This window comes from Nitratidesulfovibrio sp. HK-II (assembly GCF_003402415.2).
Taxonomy (GTDB): Bacteria; Desulfobacterota; Desulfovibrionia; order Desulfovibrionales; family Desulfovibrionaceae; genus Cupidesulfovibrio.
Genome location: NZ_AP036014.1, coordinates 1,159,629 through 1,181,953 on the forward strand (window position 1 = coordinate 1,159,629; position 22,325 = coordinate 1,181,953).

Sequence of the window (22,325 nt, forward strand, 5' to 3'; positions counted from 1 at the left end):
TTGCGCGGTCGTCGCGTCAGTCGTCGCGGAGGCTGGTTTTTTCGGCCTTCGGACGCGGGAAAGCAGAAAGGAGGAGCGCCATAATCCGGTTGCGCGGCAGGGGGGCCGCGCGTATAGGATGAAATGTCCGGAAAGGGGGGCCGGTTGCCGTCCCCCCCGCTGCGCCATTGGTCATTCACCTCACGAGGGGTCCGCCGTGTCAGACAAGCCTTCTTCCCCGCCTTCCGCTCGCCCCGACGCCACGCAACCCGGCAAGGAGCCGGACAAGGGACCGGACAAGGGTTCGGGCGCATCGCCAGGGCGGGTTTCCGCCGTCAGCCCCGCGTCGGCGGCAGCCACCGCCGCGCGCCCGGCAGGGCCGGATGCGGGCAAGCCCGCCGAGCGCCCCCTGGCGCGGTTTTCCGAACGGGCGGCGGAACGCGCGGCCGACAAGCCGTCGGGCAGCCCCGCCGACAAGATTTCCGACAAGGCCGCCAGCCGCCCCGACGAACGTTCCCCGGGCCGACCTGCTGACCACCCTGCGGATCGTCCCGCCGACAGGTCTGGCGACAGGCCGCCCCGGCCGTCCTACGGATTCGCTGGCCGCCCGGCCACGGGAACCGGCAGCGAGACCGGCAAGGCCCCCGGCGTCGAAGCTGGCAAGGGTGCCGGTGGCGACGCGGCGAAAGCCGCTGCCGCTCCTTCGTCGTCGCCCCCGTCACCTGGCGTGGCCACGCCCGCAGGCACGGCCAGGCCCGCCTCCGCGCCTGCCACGCCTTCGGGCGCGGCCAGGCCTGCCGATGCGACCACGGCGAAGCCCGCAGGGGCCACACCGCCGTCTGGCGCACAGTCGTCCGCCACGCAGCCGTCTGGCACGCCACCGTCCGGCGGTCCCGCCGCCAGCCAGGCAGCCGGGCCGCCCCCCCTGCACGCCACGGTGACGCCGGGCAGGCCTTCGTCCGGCATGGCAACCCCGCCGGGGGTGTCCGTCACCCCCGCGCCGCGCCCGGCCCTGCCGCCCGATCCCTATCGCGCCGCCGCCTTCGCGCCGGAAGAACCCATCCCCGCCGTGGGCGCGCCGCGCCCCGTGCCGCCCCCGCCGCCCTCCGCCATCCCGCGCGATGCCGCAGCCGCCACCGCCGCCGCGCTGGAAGGCCCGCAGCTTGACGCCGCGCTGGAGCCCCCGGTGCCGCAGGCGGGCATTCCCGACATGCGCGGGCTGGACCCGGCCGACGTGGACTACACCCCGCCGCTCATCGAGTGCATGAGTTTTCTGTTCCGCCTGCACGGCAAGCCGGTGTCCACGCGGTTCCTCATCGCCGGGCTGCCCATGACCGACGGGCCGGTGCACCCGTCTGCCTGCATCCGTGCCGCGCGCACGGCGGGCATGGCCTCGAGCGTGGTGTACCGCCCCACGCTGGACCGCATCTCGTCCCTGACCCTGCCGTGCATCCTGCTGCTGCGGCAGGAAAAGGCCTGCGTGCTGCTGTCCCTGCAAGGTGACAAGGCCGAGGTGCTGTTTCCGGAAACGGGCATGGAACCGCGCATGGTGCCCGTGGACGAGCTGACCAAGGAATACACCGGCTACGCCATGTTCGCCCGGCTGGAAGGCAAGCTGGACCGCCGGGCCAGCGAGATAAAGCTGCTGAAGGCCAAGCGCTGGTTCTGGGACACGCTGCTGCACTTCCTGCCCATCTACAAGCACGTGCTGTTCGCCAGCGTGGTGGTGAACCTGCTGACCATCGTCAGCCCGCTGTTCTTCATGAACGTGTACGACCGCGTGGTGCCCAACAGCGCCACCGAGACGCTGTGGGTGCTGGCCATCGGCATCGGCATCGCCTACGTGTTCGATTTTCTGCTGCGCAACCTGCGCAGCTACTTCGTGGACGTGGCGGGCCGCAACGCCGACATCGTGCTGGCCAGCCGCCTGATGAACCAACTGATGAGCCTGCGCCTGGACGCCAAGCCCGATTCCACCGGTTCGCTGGCCAACAACCTGCGCGAGTTCGAGTCGCTGCGCGAGTTCTTCGGCTCCACCACGCTGCTGGCGCTGGTGGACCTGCCCTTCCTGGTGCTGTTCGTGCTCATCGTGTGCTTTATCGGCGGCCCCATCGGGGTGGTGCCCATGCTGGCCGTGCCCATTGTGGTGGGCATCGGCATGCTGCTCCAACTGCCGTTCCAGCGTCTGGCCGAGGCGGGCTACAAGGAGGGCATGCAGAAGAACGCCCTGCTGGTGGAGATCATCAACGGCCTGGAAACCGTGAAGTCGTCGCTGGCCGAAGGCCGCATGCAGCACGCCTGGGAGAAGGTGGTGGGCATGAGCGCCTCGTCCAACGCGCACACCAAGGGGCTGGCCAACATCTCGGTGACCATGTCCATCCTGTTCACCCAGTTGGTTAGCGTGACGGTGATCATCTGGGGCGTGTACCGCATTTCCGACGGCCTGCTGACCATGGGCGGGCTCATCGCCTGCAACATGCTGGCCTCGCGCGCCATGGCCCCGCTGAGCCAGGTGGCGGCCATGTTGGCGCGGCTGCAGCAGTCGCGCATGGCGCTGAAATCGCTTGATATGCTCATGAATTTGCCCACGGAACGGCCAGAGGACCGTCCGTATGTCGATTTCGGCCCGCTGGAGCATTCCATCGTCTTCGAGAGCGTGTCCTTCGCCTATCCCGGTTCCGAGCGGCTGGCGCTGGAAAACGTGAACATGACCATACGCCCCGGCGAGCGGGTGGGCGTCATCGGGCGCATGGGGTCCGGCAAGTCGACCATGGGCCGCCTGGCCATCGGGCTGTACCAGCCGCGCGACGGCGCGGTGCGCTTCGGCGGGGTGGACATCCGCCAGATGGACATGGCCGACCTGCGTTCGCGCGTGGGCTACCTTGCGCAGGACAACTACCTGTTTTACGGCTCGGTGCGCGACAACATCGCCATCGGCGTGCCCAACGCCGACGACCGCATGATCCTGCGCGCCGCCACCATCGCGGGCGTGGTCGATTTCGTGCGCGGGCACCCGGCGGGCTTCGGCATGCCGGTGGGCGAGCGGGGCATGGCCCTTTCGGGCGGGCAGCGCCAGGCCGTGGCCCTGGCGCGTTCGCTGCTGCACGACCCGGACGTGCTGATACTGGACGAACCGTCCAGCAACATGGACAATTCGTCGGAAATGGCGCTCAAGCGCCGCCTTGCGGAAATATTGGGCAAGAAGACGCTCATCCTCGTCACCCACCGGGTGAGCATGCTTGATCTGGTGGACCGGCTGGTGGTGCTCGACCACGGCAAGGTGGTGGCCGACGGCCCCAAGCAGGCCGTCCTTGCCGCGCTGCGCGGCGATCAGGTGCGCGCGGCCGGGGCCGCACGCTTCACGGGCGCGCCCGCAGCCGCCCCTCGTCAGGGCTAACGGGAGCATGACCATGGAAAACGACAAGAGCACAGCTGGCGGGACTTCATCGAACACGGCGGGCGGCACGGCGGGCGGCACGGCGGGCGGCACGGGGGGGGCAACGCCTTCCGGCATGCCCCCCGGCATGCCTCCGGGCATGGCCCCGGGCCAGACTGGTTCCGGTGCGTCCACCCTTGGCCAGCGTCTGGCCGGGGCTGTCCGGGGCGGCTCCATGGGCAACGGGGCCGAGCAGGGCGTGCGCCGCGACGACCTGGAATTCATGAGCGAGGTGGATGCGGCCCTGCACCGCAAGGGGCACCCGCTGGCCTTCCTGCTGTCCGCCTCGCTGGGCGTGTTCTTTCTGGTGTTCATCGTCTGGTCGGCCTTCGCGCCGCTGGACGAGGTGACGCGCGGCCAGGCCCAGGTCATTCCCTCGCAGCGCATCCAGGAGATCCAGAACCTGGAAGGCGGCATCATCAGCGAGATTTTCGTGCGCGAAGGGCAGATAGTGGAAAAGGGCACGGTGCTGGTGCGTCTGGACAACGAATCGGCGGCCAGCTTCTTTCGCGACGCGGTGTCCAAGTCGTACGAGCACATGGCCGCCATCGCCCGGCTGGAGGCGGAAATGGCGGGCAAGGACCCGGTGTACCCGCAGGAGGTGATCCAGAAGGCCCCGCAGGTGGTGGCCGACCAGACCTCCATCCACAACGCGCGCAAGCGCCAGTTGGAACTGGAACTGAGCGTGCTGGAAAGCCAGCTTTCGCAAAAGCGCCAGGAAGTGGACGAAATGGTGGGGCGGCAGGGGCAACTGGGCGCCAGCCTGCGCGTGGCGCAGGAGCAGCGCGACATCGCCCGGCCGCTGGTGGAGAAGCAGATATACTCCAAGGTGGACTACCTGAGCCTTGAGCAGCGCGTCATCCAGCTGCGCGGCGACATCAGTTCGCTGGCCGTGAACATTCCCAAAGCCCGGTCCGCCGTGCACGAAGTGGAGCAGCGGTTGTCGCACCGCAAGGCAGAGGTGCGTTCGCAGGCGGTGGAAGAAATCAACAAGCGCCGCGTGGAACTGAACTCGCTGCGCGAAACCCTGTCCGCCGGGGAAGACCGCGTGACCCGCACCGACCTGCGCGCCCCGGTGCGCGGCACGGTGAAGCGGATCATCATCAATACCCAGGGCGGGGTGGTGAAGCCGGGCGAATCCATCCTGGAGCTGGTTCCGCTGGACGACACCCTGCTGGTGGAGGCGCGCGTCCGCCCGGCGGACATCGCCTTCCTCCATCCGGGGCAGAAGGCCATCGTCAAGATCACCGCCTACGACTTTTCCATCTACGGCGGGCTGGAGGCGGGGCTGGAGCAGATCAGCGCGGACACCATAGAGGACCGCAAGGGCGAGTTCTACTACCTGGTCAAGCTGCGCACCAAGAAGAACGCCATCACCTATCGCGGCGAAAACCTGCCCATCATGCCGGGCATGACCGCCACGGTGGACATTCTTACCGGCAAGAAGACGGTGCTTGATTATCTGCTGAAGCCCATCTTGAAGGCGCAGCAGAATGCCATGCGGGAGCGTTGATGCGAAATGGGGCCATGGGCGTGGGAACCGGCGCGGGAAGCGCGCCGAGTCTCCCCGGCCCGCCGGTTGCGGCGGACCGGGCCGGGGGGGCGCGTTCGCGCCGTGAACCCGGCGCATGTGGACCCGGCGCATGTGGGCAAGGTGCGCGTGGCCTGATGCAGGGTGTTGGTGATTTCCCTTCGGTTCCGGTCCTGCTGCTGTGCGCCCTGCTGGCGATGGCGCTGGCGGTCGGGACCGGCGCGTGGCGCGGGACGGCCATGGCGGGCGGGTCCGCCCCCAAGGCCGCGCCCATGCAGGCGCAGGACGGCGATGCGACCGCGCGGCAGCAACCACCGGCCCCCGCCGAGGTGCGCGGGGCGGTGGACGGGACCGGAAAGACGCAGGAAGCGCGGCAGGCCTCCGGCGAGCCGCCCCGGCAAGACGCGCGGGCGGAAGTGGTGACCACCGGGCCGGACAAGGGTGATGCTGGGGGCGATGCAGGGGACGGCGCGGCGGGCCATGCGGCCGGGCCTGGCGATGTGCCCAATGGCGCGGTCGGCGCGGTCGGCTCCGAGCGTCCCGACCGTGATGGCGTGGACAAGACGGCTGGCGAGGTCGCGGGCAAGGGCGCGGTGGGCGTGCCCGACGCGCCCCTGGTGGCCCAGGCTGAGCAGCCGGGGCAAGCACGCCAGCCGGGCCAATCGGGCCAGCCGGGCCAGCCCGCCGCGGAGGCAACCCCCGCGCCCAAAGGCTCCACCGGCATCAGGCTGTTCAAGACCATCGAGTTCCGGGGGCCGCTGAAGAACCTGCCCAAGTGGGACCGCGTGCTGGGCGTGGACCGCAAGAACCCCGGCCTGATTCCGGAGCGGGCGCTGGGCGGGCGCAATGCCCTGTGGGGCGAGTTGCGTTCGGAATGGCGCGGGCTGTCCACCATGGACAAGCTGCGCAACGTGAATTCGCTCTTCAATCAATGGCCCTACCGGCTGGACAGCGAAGTGTGGGGCGTGGTGGACTACTGGGCCGCTCCGGTGGAGTTCCTGCGCAAGTCGGGCGACTGCGAAGACTACGCCATAACCAAATATTTCGCCCTGAAGCAGCTTGGCGTGCCTGTTTCCGACATGCGTATCGTCATCCTGCTCGACTCCATCCGGCGGCTGGCACATGCCATCCTGGTGGTGTACACGGGCGGGGACGCCTACGTGCTGGACAACCTTTCCAATGTGGTGCTGTCGCACCAGCGTTACGGACATTACGTGCCGCAGTACTCCATAAACGAAGAACACCGATGGGCGCACATTCCCGTAAGGGGCGGCCCCGGCACCCGAAGAATGCAATAGGCATTTCGACATCGGAAACGTCTGTCGAGAAATGCCCCGGCGGCGCGAAAAGCGCCGCCCGCCCCGATTGAAAATTTGCTCTAGACCGCGGAGGACCCATGGCAGAGAACAGCGCATCGACAGGCACGCCGGACCGCGACAGACCCGCCGGCCGTTCGCGGCTTCTGTGGTTCGGCATCGTGGTGCTTGGGGTCACCGTGGCGGCCGCCACGGTGGGGGCCTACTGGAACATCACCGACGCCCGGCACAAGCTGGAGACGGACATCGCCCAGCGGCAGGCCGTGCTGACGCTGGCCCGCGTGGAGTCCGTGAACCTGTGGCTGGATTCCATGACCGAGCAGGGGGCGCGGCTGATCAACGCCGACCTGTTCCGGCTGTTCGCCTCGGAGGTGAACCAGCTGGACGGCGACGTGGGCCTGCTGCTGAACAAGCCCGGACAGGGACCCGGACAGGGTGCCGACAAGGCCGCGCAACCTGCCCAGCCCGGCAAGAACGGGGACAAGGCGGGCAAGCCCGGCGTTCGTGCCGACGATGACGACATCTCGCAGCTGGCAGCGCAACTGCCGCTGATGCGCAACCTGCTGCGCGAGTTCGTGACCTATTCCGACTTCGTCTCCGGGCGCATCGTGAACACCCGCGCCCAGACCTACATTTCCACCGACGCAACGCCGGTGCCCCTGTCCGAAGACCAGCAGGCGGCCATCCGCGCGGTGCTGGAAACGGGCCGGATGCGCTTCTCGCACGCCCGCTCCACCCAGACCGGGCTGGTGCTGGACCTGTTCATGCCCATCCTGCCGCCCCAGTTCGAGGCGACCACCGGCGCGCGCCCCGTGGCGGTGCTGCTGCTGTCCAAGATCATCTCCGGCAAGGTGGGCGAGTTCCTGGCCGCCTCGCCGCTGGTGGAGAAGGGGCAGGTGTCGCGTCTGGTGCAGCGCACCCCGCGCGGCTTCGAGGAAATCGCCCCCTCGGCCCAGGAAGGGCTGCAGAACGTTTCCCCGCCCGCCTTCGCCGAAACCGGCGACCTGCCCTTCGCGCGGCGGATTTCCGTGGACGGCGCGACGTCGGTGTACTCCACCGGGCGCAAGTTGCCGCAGCTTGAATGGTGGACCGTGGAGGAAATTCCGGCGGAACTGGCCCTGGCCCGCCTGGCCGAGCGCGAACGCACCGTGGTGGGGCTGGCCGTGCTGTGCACCCTGCTGCTGGTGGTGGCGCTGGCCTCGCTGTGGTGGTGGCTGGTGGGCCGTGAGCAGCGCGAGATAGCGCGCGACTTCAAGGCCCTGTTCGAGGTCATCGACGACCAGAAGCAGTTGCTGGACGGCATCAACTCGGCCATGACGCACCCCGTCTCGCTCACCGACGACCAGAGCGTGTTCCAGTACGTGAACCGGGCCTTTGCCCGCGCCGTGGGCCGCAGCCCCGAAGAACTGCTGGGCATGGACATGCAGGCGGTGTTCGGCTTCGACACCGCCCGGCGCATCACCGCCCCCGACGCCCAGGTGCTGATGGGAGGCGACCCGGCCACGGTACACGAGGTGGTCTACCTGCAATCGCGCAAGCGCCACTTCCAGATCGTCAAGGCCCCGCTGTTCGGGCCGGACGGGCGGCAGGTGCGCGGCGTGGTTTCGGTGTTCCACGACATCACCGACCTCGTGGAGGCGCAGGAGCGCAACCGCCGGGTGGTGCAGCAGACCATCGACGCGCTGGTGCGCGCCATCGAGCAGACCGACCCCTATCTGGCCGGGCATTCGCGGCTGATGGGCCTTGCGGCCAGCCTGACGGCGCGGGTCATGGGCCTTGGCGAGCGCGACGTGGCCACGGTGGAGGCGGCGGCCAACCTTTCGCAGGTGGGCAAGATGTTCGTGCCGCGCGACATCCTGAACAAGCCCGGCAAGCTCACAGCCGAGGAAAAGCACGAGATGGAGCGCCACGTGGAATACGCCCGCGACGTGCTGTCCTCCATCGAGTTCGACCTGCCGGTGCTGCCCGCCATCATCCAGATGAACGAGCGGCAGGACGGCAAGGGCTACCCCGATGGTCTTTCCGGCGAGCAGATATCCGCCCACGCGCGCATTCTGGCCGTGGCCAACGCCTTCTGCGCCATGCTGCGCCCGCGTTCGTACCGCCCGGCCCTGCCCCTGGAAAAGGTGCTGGACGCCCTGGAAAGCCAGACCGACAGCTACGACGTGAGCGTGGTGCACGGCCTGCGCGATGTGCTGGATACCCCGGCGGGCGAACGCCTGTTGGCTCAAATTGGAGCCCAGCCCGGCTCCCAGGCGGGCGTCCAGACCGGCAACGGGGGCAACGGGGCGGCGTAACCGCCAGCCGGATCGGCATCGGCAGGATGTCCGACGCCGCCGTCCGCATGCGGACATGACATGAAGGGGGACGCCATGTGGCGTCCCCCTTTCGCGTTGCCGGAAGGCGGAATGTCGCAGCCGCGCCGGTCAGGCGCGCATCTCGGCGGTGAGCCTGCGCAGGTCCCCGGCCAGGCCGGCCAGTTCGTTCACGGCCGATGCCGAGCGGGACATGATCTCCGCCGTGTCCTGCGCGATCATGTTCACCTCTTCGGTGGACCGGCTGATCTGCTCGCTGGCGGCGGACTGCTGCTCCGACGCGGTGGCGATGGAGCGCACCTGGTCGGCGGTCTGGTCCACCATGCTCACGATCTCCTTCAGCGTGCCGCCGGACTTTTCGGTGAGTTCGGTGGAGCGCATCACCGCGTCCACGGCCGCCGCCGTGGCCTGCACGTTGTCGCGCGCGCCGGTCTGGATGGAGGCGATGGCCTGGCCCACCTCACGGGTGGCCCCCATGGTCTTTTCGGCCAGCTTGCGCACCTCGTCGGCCACCACGGCAAAGCCGCGCCCGGCGTCGCCCGCCCGCGCCGCCTCGATGGCCGCGTTCAGCGCCAGCAGGTTGGTCTGGTCGGCGATGTCCTCGATGACCTGCATCACCCGGCCGATGTCCTCGGCCTGGCGGCCCAGCCCTTCCATGTTGGCGCGCAGGTCCACGGCCAGGTCGCGCACGCCGGTGATGGCCTGCACCACGTCGGCCACCAGGTGTTCGCCCTCGTCGGCCTTGGCGCGCGCGCCCTCGGCGTTGCCCGCCGCCTGCGAGGCGTTGCTGGCCACCTCCAGCATGCTGGCGTTCATCTGCTCCATGGCGGTGGCGGTCTCTGCCGTGCGGGCGCGCTGGCGGTCCGCGCCGCCGTTGGCCTCGTCCACCTGGCGGGCCAGTTCCTCGGCCGCCGTGGCAAGCTGGCGGGCGATGGCGTCGGCCTGCTCGGCCACGCGGGTGATGGCGGCGTGCTGGGCCTCTGTCCGGGCCTGCTGGGTGCGCAGCCCGGTGACGTCGGCGTAGATGGTGAAGGCCCCGATGAGCCTGCCGTCCAGGTCGTACAGCGGGGCCACGTCCACCTGGGCGTGTACGGTGTTGCCAGTCTCGGTGGTCAGGTCCACGCTCAGGTTGCATTCGGCGTTGCCGTGTTGCAGACACCGGCGGGTGGCCATGTCGTCCACGGCGCGCCCGTACACGAAGCGGTCAAGCGGCTTGCCCACCCAGTCGGCGGGGGCACCGGGCCGTTCCAGCAGCTTCACCAGCGCCTCGTTGGTGAACACCACCTTCTCGTCGGGCGAACTGATGGCGAAGGGCACGGTCATCCCGTTCAGCACGCCCTGGGTGAAGCCGAGCTTGTTCTTCATCTCGGCCACCATGGCGTTGACGGCGGCAATGGTGTCGCCCACGGCGTCGCGCGCGGCATAGTGCATGACGGCCGAAAAATCGCCCCCGGACACGGTGCGGGCATAGGCGGCAAGCTGGCCCATGGGCTTCATCAGTTCGCGCACCAGCACCCACACGAACAGCACCGCCAGCGCCAGGGCGGCCACGCCGCCGCCCGCCGTCCAGCGCAGCATGTCCGTGTCCGCGCCCTGCAACATCTCGTCGCGGGTCATGGCCACGGCCAGGTACAGGTCCCACGGCTCGAAATAGCGCACGAAGCCCACCTTGTGGCCCTGGTATTCCCATTCCAGGAAGCCGTTGCGGGTTTCCAGCATCTGCTTGCCGTAGCTGTCCTGCAGGATGTTGGTTCCGGTGCGGGTGGGGTGCAGCGCGCGGGTGCCGTCGGGCGTGAAGATGAAGGTATAGCCGCGCCCACCCACCTTGGCCTGGCCGAACATGGTGCGGAAGGCCTCGCTCAGCAGCGGTTCGCCCACGAACAGCGCGCCGATGACCGTGCCGTAGGCGTCCTTCAACGGGCGGTAGTGGGTGCGGTAGGCGTGCCCCATGACCGTGGCCCGGCCGGTGTAGTCGCTGCCCGAGGCAATGGCCTTGTACACCGGGCTGGACTCGGGGATGTAGGTGTCGATGGCGCGCTTGCCCTGCGCGTCGGTGATGGTGGTGGCCACCCGCAGCAGCTTGCCGGGCAGCAGCGCGAACAGGGTGGCGTCCGACCCCACCGAACGCTTGTGCTTTTCCACCAGCGTGTTGGGCGAGAAGGGCAGGGGCATGCCGTCGCTGCTCAGCTCGAAGTCCGGCACGGCAACGCGGGTTTTGGCCCCGCTGGTCTGGTCGACAACCTCGTGCTCCGACTTGCCGGTGGCGCTGAGGTACAGTTCGCCTTGCCCTATCAACGAGCTGGCCAGCGCCTCCAGGCTGTTGTGCAGCGCTTCGCCGCCAATGCGGTCCTGCATGGCGGCCACGTCGCACATGGCGTCCATGAAGCCTGCAAGATTGTCATGGCCCATCTTGTCCAGCGTGCGCTGGGTGCGCCAGGCCACGATCCCGGACAGGAACACGATGGTGCACAACACCACCATGATGACCCCGGAGTACATCTTGGTGGTGATTTTGAGCGAGTCTAGCCGCATGGTCGTCGCCTCCCGTTGACGTTCCCCCACAGGTACGCAAGGCCCCACTTCTTTGGTGGGGGGTTGCACCATTTTTCACAAGAGGTCAATCGATTTTTGCATACGCGTGCGTTGCAGTGGTGCTTCAACATGTTGAATCAGAAAACTAAAAAATGAGTTTCCGAGGTGAGCGTCCTGTGATGGCGGCTGTGTGCCGTGTCGAATACGCAAAAACGGCCCGGTTCAGTACACCGGGCCGTTGCGTTGCGCCGTTTCGGGGCGCGGGCGGAAGGCTGTGCGGGAATAAGCGTGGCGGGCAGCGCGGCAGAGCGCGAGGGGCTGCTTTTACCTGTCTTCCGTGTCGTCCGGAGTGCTCTTTTTTTCGGTGGGTGCGCTGGTGCCGGTGGCGGCCAGGGTCGCCATGCGCTTCACTTGGCGGCACACGCCCATGACCAGATCGAATTCGTGGCGGCGCAGCCGGGTGCGGCCCAGAAAGCGGCGCACCGGCATCATGAAGTAGTCGGGGTTGTCGGCGCGCAGGTAGTCGATGGCCAGCAGGGTGTCGCGCAGGGTGTCGTGCAGGCGTTCCAGTTCCGCGTGGGTGGCCAGGCGTGAATCAGGTCCGGGGCCGGGGCGGAAGGGGTGCGCCGCCGTGCCCTTCAGGCATTCGTACAGCACCACCAGCACCGCCTGCGCGAGATTCAGCGAGGATGCCTCCGGCGCGGTGGGGATGGTCAGCAGCCTGTGGCAGTGCTCGATCTCGTCGTTGGTCAGGCCCCGGTCTTCCGGGCCGAACACCACGGCCACCCGGTCGCCCCCGGCCAGCACCGGGCAGGCCTCCGCCGCCGCCCGTTCGGGCGAGAGCAGTTCGCGCCGCCAGCCGCCCGTGCGCGCCGTGGTGCCGAACACCACCGCGCAGTCGGCCACCGCCTCGGCCAGCGTTGCCACCACGCGCACCCCGGCCAGGATGTCCTGGCCCTTGGGCGTGGCCAGCGGCACCGCCTTGGCCGGGTCGCCCGCGTCCTCGCTCCAGCGCTCCGGGTCCACCAGCACGATGTCGCGCGCGCCCATGTTGGCGCACGCCCGGGCCACCATGCCCACGTTTTCCGGGAACCGGGTCTTTACCAGCACCACAGTCAGGTTTTGCAGCATTGTCGTATGGGGAAGAAGGTTGGGTTGGGAAAGACAGGATAGGGGAGAATTTGGGGGAAAGGGGAGAAACTTTGCGCGCTGCGGTCGCCATCCGTAAGACTCGCGCTGCGCGCTCGCCTAACGGCTGCCGCAAAGTTTCTCCCCTTTCCCCCAAACCCCCATTCCCCTCTTCAAACTTTATATTTGGTCCGTTGAGCAAAGGGGGCTACGCGGGCCAGACCTGTCCCGCGCCCATGACGGCCACCACGGCCCCGGCGGCGAACTTGAGCGACAGGCCCAGAAACTTGCCCACGAACGCGCCCCAGGCGGCCTGGCGGGCCGCGTCGCGCGGGCGTCCGTGGCTCAGTTCCGCAAGGTAGCAGCCGAACCACGCCCCGGCCAGCGCGCCGGGCAGCGCACCCAGGCCGAACAGGAAGGGCGCGCCCAGGATTGCCCCGGCAATGGCCCCCAGAATGCCGCCCAGGTTGCCCCGGCCGGTGGAGCCGTAGCGCTTGCCGCCCAGCATCTGCACGCCGAACTCAAGCACCTCGCCCACGGCGGCGGCCCCGACGACCGTGGCGAAGAACCACGTGTCCATGCCCGGCGCGGCCGGGGCCAGCAGCTTCCACAGCGCCAGCACGCCCACGGCCAGCCAGTTGCCCGGCAGCCCGAACACGTTGAGCCCGATCATGCCGAACAGCACGATGATGCAAAGGGTGGCGAGAATGTAGTCCATGGGAGTTCCGTTCGGTAGGTTTGCGTCACGATCCGCATGCGGCCGCGCGTTGCTTTGAAATCATATCCCCCAATCGAAAAGTTTTGAAAGAGGGAAGGGGGCATGGGGGAAGGGGGAAAACTTTTCGCTCTGCGGTCGCCATCCGTAATGTTCGCGCTGCGCGCTCACAAACGGCTGCCGCAAAAGTTTTCCCCCTTCCCCCATATTTTCTTTCCCTTTCTTTTTTACAACGCGGGGCGTTCGCGCAGGTCCTGCACGCGTTGGGCCTTGCCTTCGCTTTTGGGCAGGCTGTTGTGCTGGACCAGGTCCACCTTGGGGGTGACCAGGATTTCGTCGTGGATGCGGCGGGTAATGCGTTCGCGCAGGCCGTGCAGCTTGCGCATGTCTTCCTCGAAGAATTCGTCGCGGATTTCCACCTTCACGCGCAGCACGTCGCGGAAATCGTCGCGTTCCAGCACGATCAGGTAGTTCTGCCCCACTTCGGGGAAGCCCATGAGCACCTGTTCCACCTGCATGGGGTAGATGTTCACGCCCTTGACGATGAGCATGTCGTCGGCGCGGCCCAGGATGCGGTCCAGCCTGCGGTGCACGCGGCCGCAGGGACATTCGCCGGGCAGGAACCGGGTAAGGTCGCGGGTGCGGTAGCGCAGCACGGGCATGCCCTGGCGGCACAGGGTGGTCATGACCAGTTCGCCCACCTCGCCGTCGGGCACTGCTTCGCCGGTGGCGGGGTCGATGATTTCGGCGATGTAGGCGTCTTCCCAGACATGCAGGCCGTTCTGGTGCACGCACTCGAAGGCCACGCCGGGGCCGTTCATCTCGGACAGGCCGTAAGAGTTGTAGGCTTTCAGGCCCAGCATGTCCTCGATGCGGCGGCGGGCCTCCTCGGTGTGGGGTTCCGCGCCAATGAGGGCGATGCGCAGGGGCAGTTCGGCGGGGTTATCGCCCTCGTCGCGCAGCGCGGCGCCCAGATACAGGGCGTACGAGGGGATGATGTGGGCCACGGTGGTCTTGAAGTCGCGCACCAGCTTGACCTGGCGGCGGGTGTTGCCCGCCCCGGCGGGGATGGTCAGGCAGCCCAGGCGCTCGGCCCCGTAGTGGATGCCAAGGCCGCCGGTGAACAGGCCGTACCCGGCCATGTTCTGGAACACGTCCTCGCGGCGGATGCCCACCATGTACATGCAGCGGGCCATCAGGTCCGCCCAGGAATTGAGGTCGGACTGGGTGTGGTAGACCACGGTGGGGGTGCCGGTGGTGCCGCTGGAGGCGTGCATGCGCACAAGCTCGGCCTTGGGCACGCAGAGCAGCCCGTCGGGGTACTGCGAGCGCAGGTCGTCCTTGCTGGTGAGCGGGATGCGCCGCACGTCGTCCAGCGAGCGGATGGAGCCGGGGGTGACGCCCGCCTCCTTCAGCCGCTGGCCGTAGAAGGGCGACTTCATGGCCTGCTCGACGGTGTTGCGCAGGCGGACGATCTGGGCGGCGGAGATGGCCTCGCGGCTCCAGGTTTCGGCGATGTCGAAGAAATCCATGGCACCCCTCTCTTATGGTTGCCCGCGTGGCGGGCCGTGTTGGCCGAAAAAACGTGTGTCCGGGTGGCGTTGCAACCGGCAGGCGTTGCACGTGCCCACCGCCTGCGAACCGGGCAAAGCCGCCGCACGGAGGCTGAAACTTGCCGCTCGGTCGGTCAGCCCGGTCGCGTGGTAGGCATGACGCTGTTAGGCCCCGCCGCGCAGGGCCAGCCCGTGCAGCAGGCCGTGGCAGCCCGCCAGCATCATGTCGCCGTGCGGGGCGATGAACTGGCCGTGCCCGCGCAGCATCTCGCGGCGCGGCCCCAGCACGAAGGCGGGGCGAAAGCCCTCGGTCTCCGGCGGGATGTCCGGGGCAAAGGCGCTGCCGTGGCCCCCGGCGGCCCGCACCTGCTCGTCGGGCAGCCAGCACAGGCGGAATTCGTTCAGGTCGTGCAGCAGGCTTTCGGTGGTCAGCATGCCGGTATGGTGCTCGTACACGCCCCAGACCCGTTGGCGAAACACCAGAAAGGCGATGGTGTGGCTGTTGCCCGCGTTGACCACCAGCACACCTTCGCGGGCGCTGCGGGCCTGCACCTCCGGCAGGGCCAGTGCGCCCAACACGGCGGCCGCGCCGGTATCGGCCACGGGGCCGCCGCCGATGGCCCGCTGCAAGGTTGCCAGGCGGGTGAAGTGGGCTGGGGGCGCGGCGTAGATCAGGCTGGCCGGGTTCGCGCCGGCTTGGCCGTCACCGGACGGGCCGTCCGGGGACGTATTGAGGAAGTCGCGCCATAGCTCGAAGCGGCCCACGGTGTTGGACCCCTGCGGATGGTGCCCGTGGTCCTGCGCGGCGGCCACCACCAGGTGCGGCTGCGGCAGGCCGCAGGTGTCCAGCAGGGCGCGCCAGAAGCCGGGCTCGTAGTCGGCCAGGCGCACCGGCGCGAAACCGGCGGGGCAGGCGTCGGCAATGTCCACGCCCAGGGCGCGCACCCGTTCCGGATTGTCGTGCAGGGCCAGGGCGGCATCGGGATGGGCGACCATGCGCAGCCCGGCGGCCACGTGGGCCTTCACCGCGCCAAAGAACCCGCCGCCCATGTTCTCGCCGTGCAGCCAGATGTGACGGCCTTCGGCGGTGAGTTCGGCGATGCGTTTCGCCACCCGGCGGGCGGGCGTGGGCAGCACGAAGCGCGGCCAGTTCTCCGGGTTCAGGCCGGGCATGGTCAGCAGCACGTCCTGGGTGCCGCTGCCGATGTCCAGGCACAGGATGCTGCCGGTGGCCTGCGGGGCGGGGCGGAAGTTGGGTATGTTCATGCGTCGGTGTGGTTCGCTGGTGTTCGGTGTACCCGTCGTGGCCGGGCCGCACGACAGGGCAGGACGCCATGCCCGTGGCATGGGCGGCCCGCAAGGGCGGCGGCCACCGGAAAAACGGCCGGTGCCGGGGCGGATGAAGGCAGGGCTCGACAGTACATGCAAACCCGCAACCACCGCAAGCCGCTGATGGCGCGATGGAATCGCCACGCGGGGGGGACGGGACTGTCGTGCGCCATGGGCTCCGTACCTCCATGGGAGTGCCGGAAGGGTGGCGCGGGTATCCGGTCTCACGCCGTCCTCGTTCTGCCCTGTGGCGGCTGCCGTGCCGACGTGCGTTCGCCGTGGGCCGGGTGTGAACGGGGTGCGGGCCGGATGCTGGCCCTGTGCACCGGTGGCACGCCCATGTCGTCCGTCTGCCCGTGACAGTCATCGGGGCGCGGAAAAACAGCAGAAAACGCTTGCCAAGCCGGGTTGTCCAAGGCTATACGGTCGTTCCCCGTGCCGAGGTGGTGGAATTGGTAGACACGCTATCTTGAGGGGGTAGTGGGAGAAATCCTGTAAGGGTTCGAGTCCCTTCCTCGGCACCATATTTTGAAGACGCCGCAGTGGAAACGCTGCGGCGTCTTCGTTTGCGTCTGGCGTGCGCAGGGGCCGCCCGCGCTGGCCCGAGGCCGGGTGGGTGAGCGGAGGGTGGGCGGCTACGGTCGGAACACCTCGCGCAGCACCCCGGCGAAGAATACTGCCGCGGCCGCAATGCGCCGCTGCGCGGGCAGGGCCAGCAGCACCGGGGCACGGAGCGGCACGTCGGCCAGGGCGGAGGCGTCCAGGGCAGAGGCGTCCAGGGCGCACAGCACTCCCCGGTCCACCTCGTCGCGCACGGCGCACAGCGGGACCACCGCCGCGCCCAGCCCGGCGGCCACGCAGCGCCGCACGATGGAAATGCTGGAGCATTCCAGCACTGGCCCCGGCTGCACGTGGGCGGCGGCCAGGGTTTGTTCGATGGCGGGGCGCAGGCTCCACACGTGACGGGTGAGCACCAGCGGCTGCCCGGCGAGATCGGCGGGCGTCACCCGGTCCAGCGCGGCCAGGGGCGAACCGGGCGCGGTGATGCACACCAGCGGCTCCTGGCGCAGGGTTTCCATGTTCACTCCTTCGGCGGCGAAGGGGCGGCCCAGCAGCAGGGCCAGGTCCACCTCGCCGTGGCGAAGGTCCGCCGCCAAGCCGTGGCGCGAGGCCGTGGCCACGTGCACCCGAGTGGCCGGAAAGCGCGTGCGGAAGCGGCGCAACGCCTCGGGCAGGCAGAGCATGCCTAGGCTCTGCGACATGCGCACGGAAAGTTCGCCCGAATCCGCGTCGTGGGTCACGGCGCGGCGGGCGTCGTCGGCCATTTCGGCAATGCGCCGGGCGCGGGGCAGCAGCCGCCGTCCGTGGTCGGTAAGCAGCACGCGGCGGCCGGTGCGCTCGAACAGCGGCGTGCCCAGGTCTTCCTCCAGCGCGCGGATCTGCGCGGTGACGGTGGAGGGGGCATAGTGCAGGGCCTCGGCCGCCTTGCGGAAGGAAAGCCCGGCGGCCACGGCCAGAAAGGTCTTCAGGTGGCGGATGTCCATGCGGGGTCTCCGGTGCGTATCGTCCGGTGCACACTGTTCGGGGCGGTGCGTCTGACGACGGTATCATTCGATTTTAATGAACAACGAATTCACGACGATTCGTTTGTCTCGCAGGGTGGCACGGGATATCATGGCAGGCAAGGAGAGATGTGCTCCTTTCATCATTCGGAAAATGCGAATCAAAGGAGAACGCCGTGAACGATCAACTGCGCGCGCTGACAGTGCAGCGCAAGCGCGCCCATTCCCGGCTTGCGGGGTTGCGCGCCCCCGTGTACGCCGCCTTTCTGGACATGGAGCGGGCCGCCTACGCCGACGGGGCGTTGCCCAAGCGACACAAGGAACTGATCGCCGTGGGAATTTCCGTGGTGCTGGACTGCCGCTCGTGCATGCAGTGGCACATCGAACAGGCGACCGCCGCCGGGGCCGACGCCGCCCAGGTGTTGGAGGCGGTGGAGGTGGGCATCGAGATGGGCGGCGGACCGGCCACCGTTTCCGCCCGCTTCGCGCTGGAGGTCATGGACGACGTGTTCGGGCCGCAATGGACGGAAGACGTGAAGCGGCGCATCGGTGAGCGGGCCGCGATGCCCGTCGCCGACGGCGGCGCGGGGGCGGCATGACCGGCCTTGCCGCGCAGGCCGCATCCGTTCTTGCGGGCCTGTCCTCCCTGTTTCCCGGCCTCGCGGATATTGTCGGCACGCTGGACGCCGCCGGGCTGCGCTCCCCGGACGTCATGGGGACCATGGGGACCGTGGGCGCGGTGAGCGCGGCCGCGCTGGCCGCCGGGTTCACCCAGGGCTTTGCCGGGTTCGGCTCCACGGTCATTGCCCTGCCCCTGCTGGTGGCCGTGCTGGGCATGCGGGTGGCCGTGCCGCTGGGCTGCCTGATGGCTCTGGCCATCAACGTGGCGCTGGTGGGGCGCATGCTCGGCCACGTGCGGCGCGGTCCGTTGGCCGTGTTGCTGCTAACGTCGCTGCCGGGCATGGCCGTGGGCGGCAGGCTGTTGTCCGTGGCCCCGGAAGCGTGGCTGGAAGGGCTGCTGGGGGCCATGGTGCTGGCGTTCACCGTGTTCGCCGCCCGGTCCGCGTCCGGCGGGGGCAGCGCCCCGGCACAGGGCGAAGGGGAGGGCGCGGCACCCCCGGCGGGTGGGCCCGCCCCTGCGCAGGATGCGGTTCGCGGATGCGTATTCTTGCGCCACGCGGTCACCGTGGCGGTGGGGCTGGTCAGCGGCGCGCTGGGCGCGGCCGTGGGCATCAACGGCCCGCCGGTCGTCGCGTGGGCCATGCGCCAGGGCTGGGGCCGCCACGCGCTGAAGGCCACCCTGGCCGGATACTTCCTGCTGGCTGGCGTGGGCATCGTGGGCGCGCAGGGGGTGCACGGAGAAATCACCGGGCGGGTGCTGCTGCTGTTCTGCGTGGGGCTGCCCGCCTTGGCCGCCGGACTGTACGGTGGACATCTGTGCTTCGGGCGTCTGGACGAGGCCGCCTTCCGCAAGGTGCTGCTGGGGTTGTTCGCCGTATCCGGGGCGGGCCTTTTGTGGCGCGCGGCAGGGCTGGGGTAGCCGGCATTTTTCCTGCCGCGTGTCTGTAGCCGCAAACGATGAAGGCCGGGAGCGTATTTGCTCCCGGCCTTTGTCGTTGTTGTCGCAGGTGTCTGTCGTACGTGTCTGGCGGCTAGTTGGGGAAGGCCCAGAACATGGTCATGACGGCGCAGACCGTGGTGATGAGCACCGAGATGACGAAGGCGGGCCGGATGGCCTGCGACGCCTCGCGGATCCGGTCGATGCTGGCCGCCGCGTTCTGCAGCTTGGCGGGCGAAATGACGCTGGCCAGCCCGCCGCCGATGCCGCTGGCCGCCGCGATGACCAGCCCCGACGCGCCGATCTTTTCGGCCGTGGACAGGTGCAGCTTGGTCAGCATGGCGATGGACGACGATTCAGAGCCGCTGATGAACCCGCCCAGCAGGCCCAGGTACGGGGCCACGAAGGGGTACATCTTGCCGAACAGCGCGGCCGAGGCGTCGGCCATGACGTAGACCATGTTGTGCAGCGGCTGGGCCAGCGCCCAGTCCGCGCCCTTGCCGGAATGGTTCATGACGTAGGCGATGGCGAAGAACACCGAGGCCGACATGAACGGACGCCCGGCGCGCTTGCCCGCCTTGACCAGCGCGGTGGACACCTGCTGGCGCGTGGCCTTCATGAACGGCAGCGCGGCGGCGGTGCAGACGATCACCCAGAAGTAGGCCTGCCAGAAGATGCGCAGCCGTTCCGGAGACTTGGGGATGATTTCCAGCGGCATGGACCACTGCTTGAAGGTCAGGTCGAAGAACGGCAGGAACGGCGCGTTGAGGATCAGCGAGACCACGGTCAGGATGATCCACGGCGAACAGGCGGCGGCCAGCGAGTGGCGGCGCTCCGCCGCAAGGTCGTTCTCGTTCAGCAGGGTGCGGTCGCGCAGGGGGCGCCCGGTAAGGCGGATGTACAGCATCAGCGCCACGATGACCGCGAGCCCGGCGGCGATGCCGGTGATGGTCACAAGGCCCAGCTTGGCCATGAAGATGGCCACTACCCCGGCGGTGATGCCCGCGATGAGCGCGGGCACGATGCCCTCGCGCACCATCTTCATGCCGCCGGTAAGGTACAGCATGCCCAGTGCGATGCAGGTGGAGATGGCGGGCATGAACCGCGCGAAGTAGCCGCCCACCTCGGTGACCGGCAGGCCCACGAAGTTGGCGTAGACCACGGCGGGGATGCCCAGCAGGGCGTAGGTGCACAGCGCGTCGTAACCCAGCGCGGGCAGGATGATGGCCGCGAAGGTGGAATACCCCAGCGCCAGCATGATGGGCGGCAGGATGGACACCGTCACCGCGCCCAGCGAGGTGAGCAGGATGCCGAAGCCCACGTTGATCAGCATGATCTGCACGGCCTGCTGGCCGGGGGCCACGCTTTTCATCAGGGCCACCACGCGGGATACGGCCCCGGTTTCCTGCATGACGGTGATCTGCAGGATGCTGGCGGACATGACCAGCGCGATGGGCAGCGAGGCCACGAGGCCCGCGATGCTGGAGTACAGGATGACCGTGGGGGCCGTGTCGAAGTACAGCCAGGCGATGGCGGCGGCCACGGCCCAGCCGATGTACCCGGCGGTGTCGGCCGCCACCCGGTACACGAGCAGCAGCACGAAAATGGCGATGACGGGCATGAAGGCGAGCAGAACGGACAGGGCATACATGGGGTGCTGGACCTCCTCCTGAAAAGTGTTCACCGCGTCCGGACGCGGTACGCCGCGATCGGATGTGCTCCGATGCGGGGCGTTTGTCCGGGCCGGTCGGCCCGCCGCGCACCATGCCGGTCACCCGTGGCGGCCAGGGGGCGACGCCTGCCTCGGGGCGGAATGGTGGGCTGCTGTGGCCGTATCCTTGTGGTCATGTCCCTTTCCTTGCGGCGTTCGGCCGCCGTTTCCGTCCGTGTCGTGCCTTGTGGCCGCCGCGCGGCATGAAAAAAAGCCGGGTGCACCTGCGGTGCGCCCGGCCATGCATGCCATGCGAGACGCCCGCCTATGCTGTCCGGCAAAAGTAATAGAAGTAAAAAAACGCCCCGTTGGAACGGGGCGCTAGGAATACTTCACGGGAACCGGCCAAGGTCTGGCGGGACGTTGCGGCCACGGCGCGTTTGGCGCACGGGCGGGAAAGGGCCACGGAAGCCGAAACCGGTCCCATGCCCGCGTCGGCGGGGTCCTGCGCCGGACGAAGGGGGGCGTGCTGCGCGGCGGCCGTGGTGGGCCGCGTTGCGGGGCGGTGTTCGGTGCTGGCGGTCATGCGGTACCTGCGTACGTCGTCGGGGGTCCGTTGCCGTGCCTTCCGTGCCGCGCACCGTTTCGTGATGCTTGCTTCGCGCCGTGCGAGGGCGCGTGCGAAGCGGTGCGGCGGTGTCCCGAGAGCGGCACTGCAAACGTGCGGAGCGCCACCCGGCGGGATGGGAGCGAGAATAGGCGCGCACGCGAGGGAAGGCAAGCGGAAAAGTTCCGGAATCACAAAAACGTGAGAGGTCGCGCGGCGCATCGCGGGTGGAGCATGCCCCAAAATGGGGCGCGGCGCTCCGACCGTCGGAGCGCCGCGCCTTGGCCGTGGCCGGTGCCGCGATCCCGCACGGTGGGATCACGATGCGCCGGACGGCAACACTCCACTGGGCTGCGAGGGGGCGGGGGGCATGTCGTCGCCGGATTCGGGACGGTGGGGCGGCCGGTCGTGTTCCGGGCCGTGGGCAGGTCCCTGCCCTCTGTCCGGCCCTCTGCCCGGCCCCATGCCGGGCCTGCCCCCCAGCAGGCCCAGGGGGCCGGGCACGGGGGTGCGGATGCCGGTTTCCTTGATGATGCGCTGGCGCATCTCGATGGCGAGGTCGTGCTGCTTCGCGGTCACCTCGCGCAGGGCGTGGGCGGTGCGGGCCGTCTCGTCCGCGTCGGGGGTGGCGCGGGTCAGCGCCGCCTCCAGCGCCACCCAGGCGGCGTATTGCTCCTGGCGCAGTGCGTCGAAACGCGCGGCGAACCCGTCGCGAATGCTCCTGACGGCCGAGCGCTGCTCTTCCGTGGGCGGCGCGGGCGGCGGCGGGGCGTCATAGGGGCTGTCCTGCCCCGCACCTGGAGGCGGCGCGGGGGGAAGGCCCATGGCGAAGGGCGGCAACGGGGGCGGCCCGAAATCGGGTCTGGGGCCGGAATGCAGCGGCCCCACGGCGCGGGCGGTCACGGCGGCAAGGGCCATGCCCGCCAGCAGCAGGGCCACGCAGGTCCCTGTACGGACGGTGGCTGGCAACATTTCCATCTCCTGTACCCGGCCGCGCCCAGGGCGTCGGCATGCGCGGATCGCCGCTGCGTCCCGTGGCGGATGGGGCCGGTGCATGGGAATGCTATCGTCCGTTTCCGATGCGGCTCAACCCGTGATATGGTTAAGAAATGT

Annotated in this window: 14 protein-coding genes and 1 tRNA gene; 7 read left to right on the top strand and 8 right to left on the bottom strand. The window is 68.9% G+C overall.

Annotation, left to right across the window (positions count from 1 at the left end; all coding sequences use genetic code 11):
• Window positions 1–1,189: 1,189 nt before the first annotated feature.
• The 4 genes from RVX_RS04665 (at window position 1,190) to RVX_RS04680 (ending at window position 8,559) form a co-directional block, all read left to right on the top strand.
• Window positions 1,190–3,376, top strand: a complete 2,187-nt coding sequence (locus tag RVX_RS04665) for a type I secretion system permease/ATPase (RefSeq protein ID WP_230404643.1) — start codon at window positions 1,190–1,192, stop codon at window positions 3,374–3,376.
• 214 nt (window positions 3,377–3,590) lie between these two features.
• A complete protein-coding gene (locus RVX_RS04670) occupies window positions 3,591–4,928 on the top strand; it encodes an HlyD family type I secretion periplasmic adaptor subunit (RefSeq protein ID WP_116304926.1) in 1,338 nt (445 codons plus the stop codon).
• Between the two features lie 155 nt (window positions 4,929–5,083).
• Window positions 5,084–6,244, top strand: a complete 1,161-nt coding sequence (locus RVX_RS04675) for a transglutaminase-like cysteine peptidase (RefSeq protein WP_116304927.1) — start codon at window positions 5,084–5,086, stop codon at window positions 6,242–6,244.
• Window positions 6,245–6,342: 98 nt separating this feature from the next.
• Window positions 6,343–8,559, top strand: coding sequence for an HD domain-containing phosphohydrolase (locus tag RVX_RS04680; protein WP_116304928.1), 2,217 nt, complete (start codon window positions 6,343–6,345; stop codon window positions 8,557–8,559).
• Window positions 8,560–8,688: 129 nt separating this feature from the next.
• Here the strand turns inward: RVX_RS04680 and RVX_RS04685 are convergent, their stop codons facing one another.
• The 5 genes from RVX_RS04685 to RVX_RS04705 all read right to left on the bottom strand — a co-directional run bounded on the left by RVX_RS04685 (window position 8,689) and on the right by RVX_RS04705 (window position 15,771).
• Window positions 8,689–11,109, bottom strand: coding sequence for a Cache 3/Cache 2 fusion domain-containing protein (locus RVX_RS04685; RefSeq protein ID WP_172596520.1), 2,421 nt, complete (start codon window positions 11,107–11,109; stop codon window positions 8,689–8,691).
• A 324-nt stretch (window positions 11,110–11,433) separates the two neighbouring features.
• Window positions 11,434–12,240 carry an RNA methyltransferase gene (locus RVX_RS04690; RefSeq protein WP_116304929.1) on the bottom strand — a complete coding sequence of 269 codons (807 nt, stop codon included), beginning with the start codon at window positions 12,238–12,240 and terminating at the stop codon, window positions 11,434–11,436.
• Between the two features lie 205 nt (window positions 12,241–12,445).
• The gene (locus RVX_RS04695) at window positions 12,446–12,955 is read right to left on the bottom strand and encodes a DUF456 domain-containing protein (protein WP_116304930.1); all 510 of its coding nucleotides are present in this window, start codon (window positions 12,953–12,955) and stop codon (window positions 12,446–12,448) included.
• A 224-nt stretch (window positions 12,956–13,179) separates the two neighbouring features.
• On the bottom strand, window positions 13,180–14,484 hold the full coding sequence (locus tag RVX_RS04700) for a phenylacetate--CoA ligase family protein (protein ID WP_116304931.1): 1,305 nt from the start codon (window positions 14,482–14,484) through the stop codon (window positions 13,180–13,182).
• Window positions 14,485–14,670: 186 nt separating this feature from the next.
• Window positions 14,671–15,771 (bottom strand): DUF1786 domain-containing protein, encoded by a 1,101-nt coding sequence (locus tag RVX_RS04705; RefSeq protein ID WP_116304932.1) that lies wholly within the window; start codon window positions 15,769–15,771, stop codon window positions 14,671–14,673.
• Window positions 15,772–16,271: 500 nt separating this feature from the next.
• Here RVX_RS04705 and RVX_RS04710 point away from each other — a divergent pair.
• Window positions 16,272–16,358, top strand: a tRNA-Leu gene (locus RVX_RS04710).
• Window positions 16,359–16,469: 111 nt separating this feature from the next.
• Here RVX_RS04710 and RVX_RS04715 read toward each other — a convergent pair.
• On the bottom strand, window positions 16,470–17,378 hold the full coding sequence (locus RVX_RS04715; protein WP_116304933.1) for a LysR family transcriptional regulator: 909 nt from the start codon (window positions 17,376–17,378) through the stop codon (window positions 16,470–16,472).
• A 194-nt stretch (window positions 17,379–17,572) separates the two neighbouring features.
• Between RVX_RS04715 and RVX_RS04720 the strand changes: the two genes are divergently transcribed.
• Together RVX_RS04720 and RVX_RS04725 are read left to right on the top strand one after the other, a co-directional pair.
• Window positions 17,573–17,995, top strand: a complete 423-nt coding sequence (locus RVX_RS04720; protein ID WP_116304934.1) for a carboxymuconolactone decarboxylase family protein — start codon at window positions 17,573–17,575, stop codon at window positions 17,993–17,995.
• The gene (locus RVX_RS04725) at window positions 17,992–18,936 is read left to right on the top strand and encodes a sulfite exporter TauE/SafE family protein (RefSeq protein WP_116304935.1); all 945 of its coding nucleotides are present in this window, start codon (window positions 17,992–17,994) and stop codon (window positions 18,934–18,936) included. The genes RVX_RS04720 and RVX_RS04725 overlap by 4 nt, the downstream gene beginning before the upstream one ends.
• A gap of 112 nt (window positions 18,937–19,048) precedes the next feature.
• Here RVX_RS04725 and RVX_RS04730 read toward each other — a convergent pair whose 3' ends face one another.
• The gene (locus RVX_RS04730) at window positions 19,049–20,605 is read right to left on the bottom strand and encodes an L-lactate permease (protein ID WP_116304936.1); all 1,557 of its coding nucleotides are present in this window, start codon (window positions 20,603–20,605) and stop codon (window positions 19,049–19,051) included.
• Window positions 20,606–21,530: 925 nt separating this feature from the next.
• Window positions 21,531–22,184, bottom strand: coding sequence for a hypothetical protein (locus RVX_RS04735; protein ID WP_116304938.1), 654 nt, complete (start codon window positions 22,182–22,184; stop codon window positions 21,531–21,533).
• Window positions 22,185–22,325: the final 141 nt, after the last annotated feature.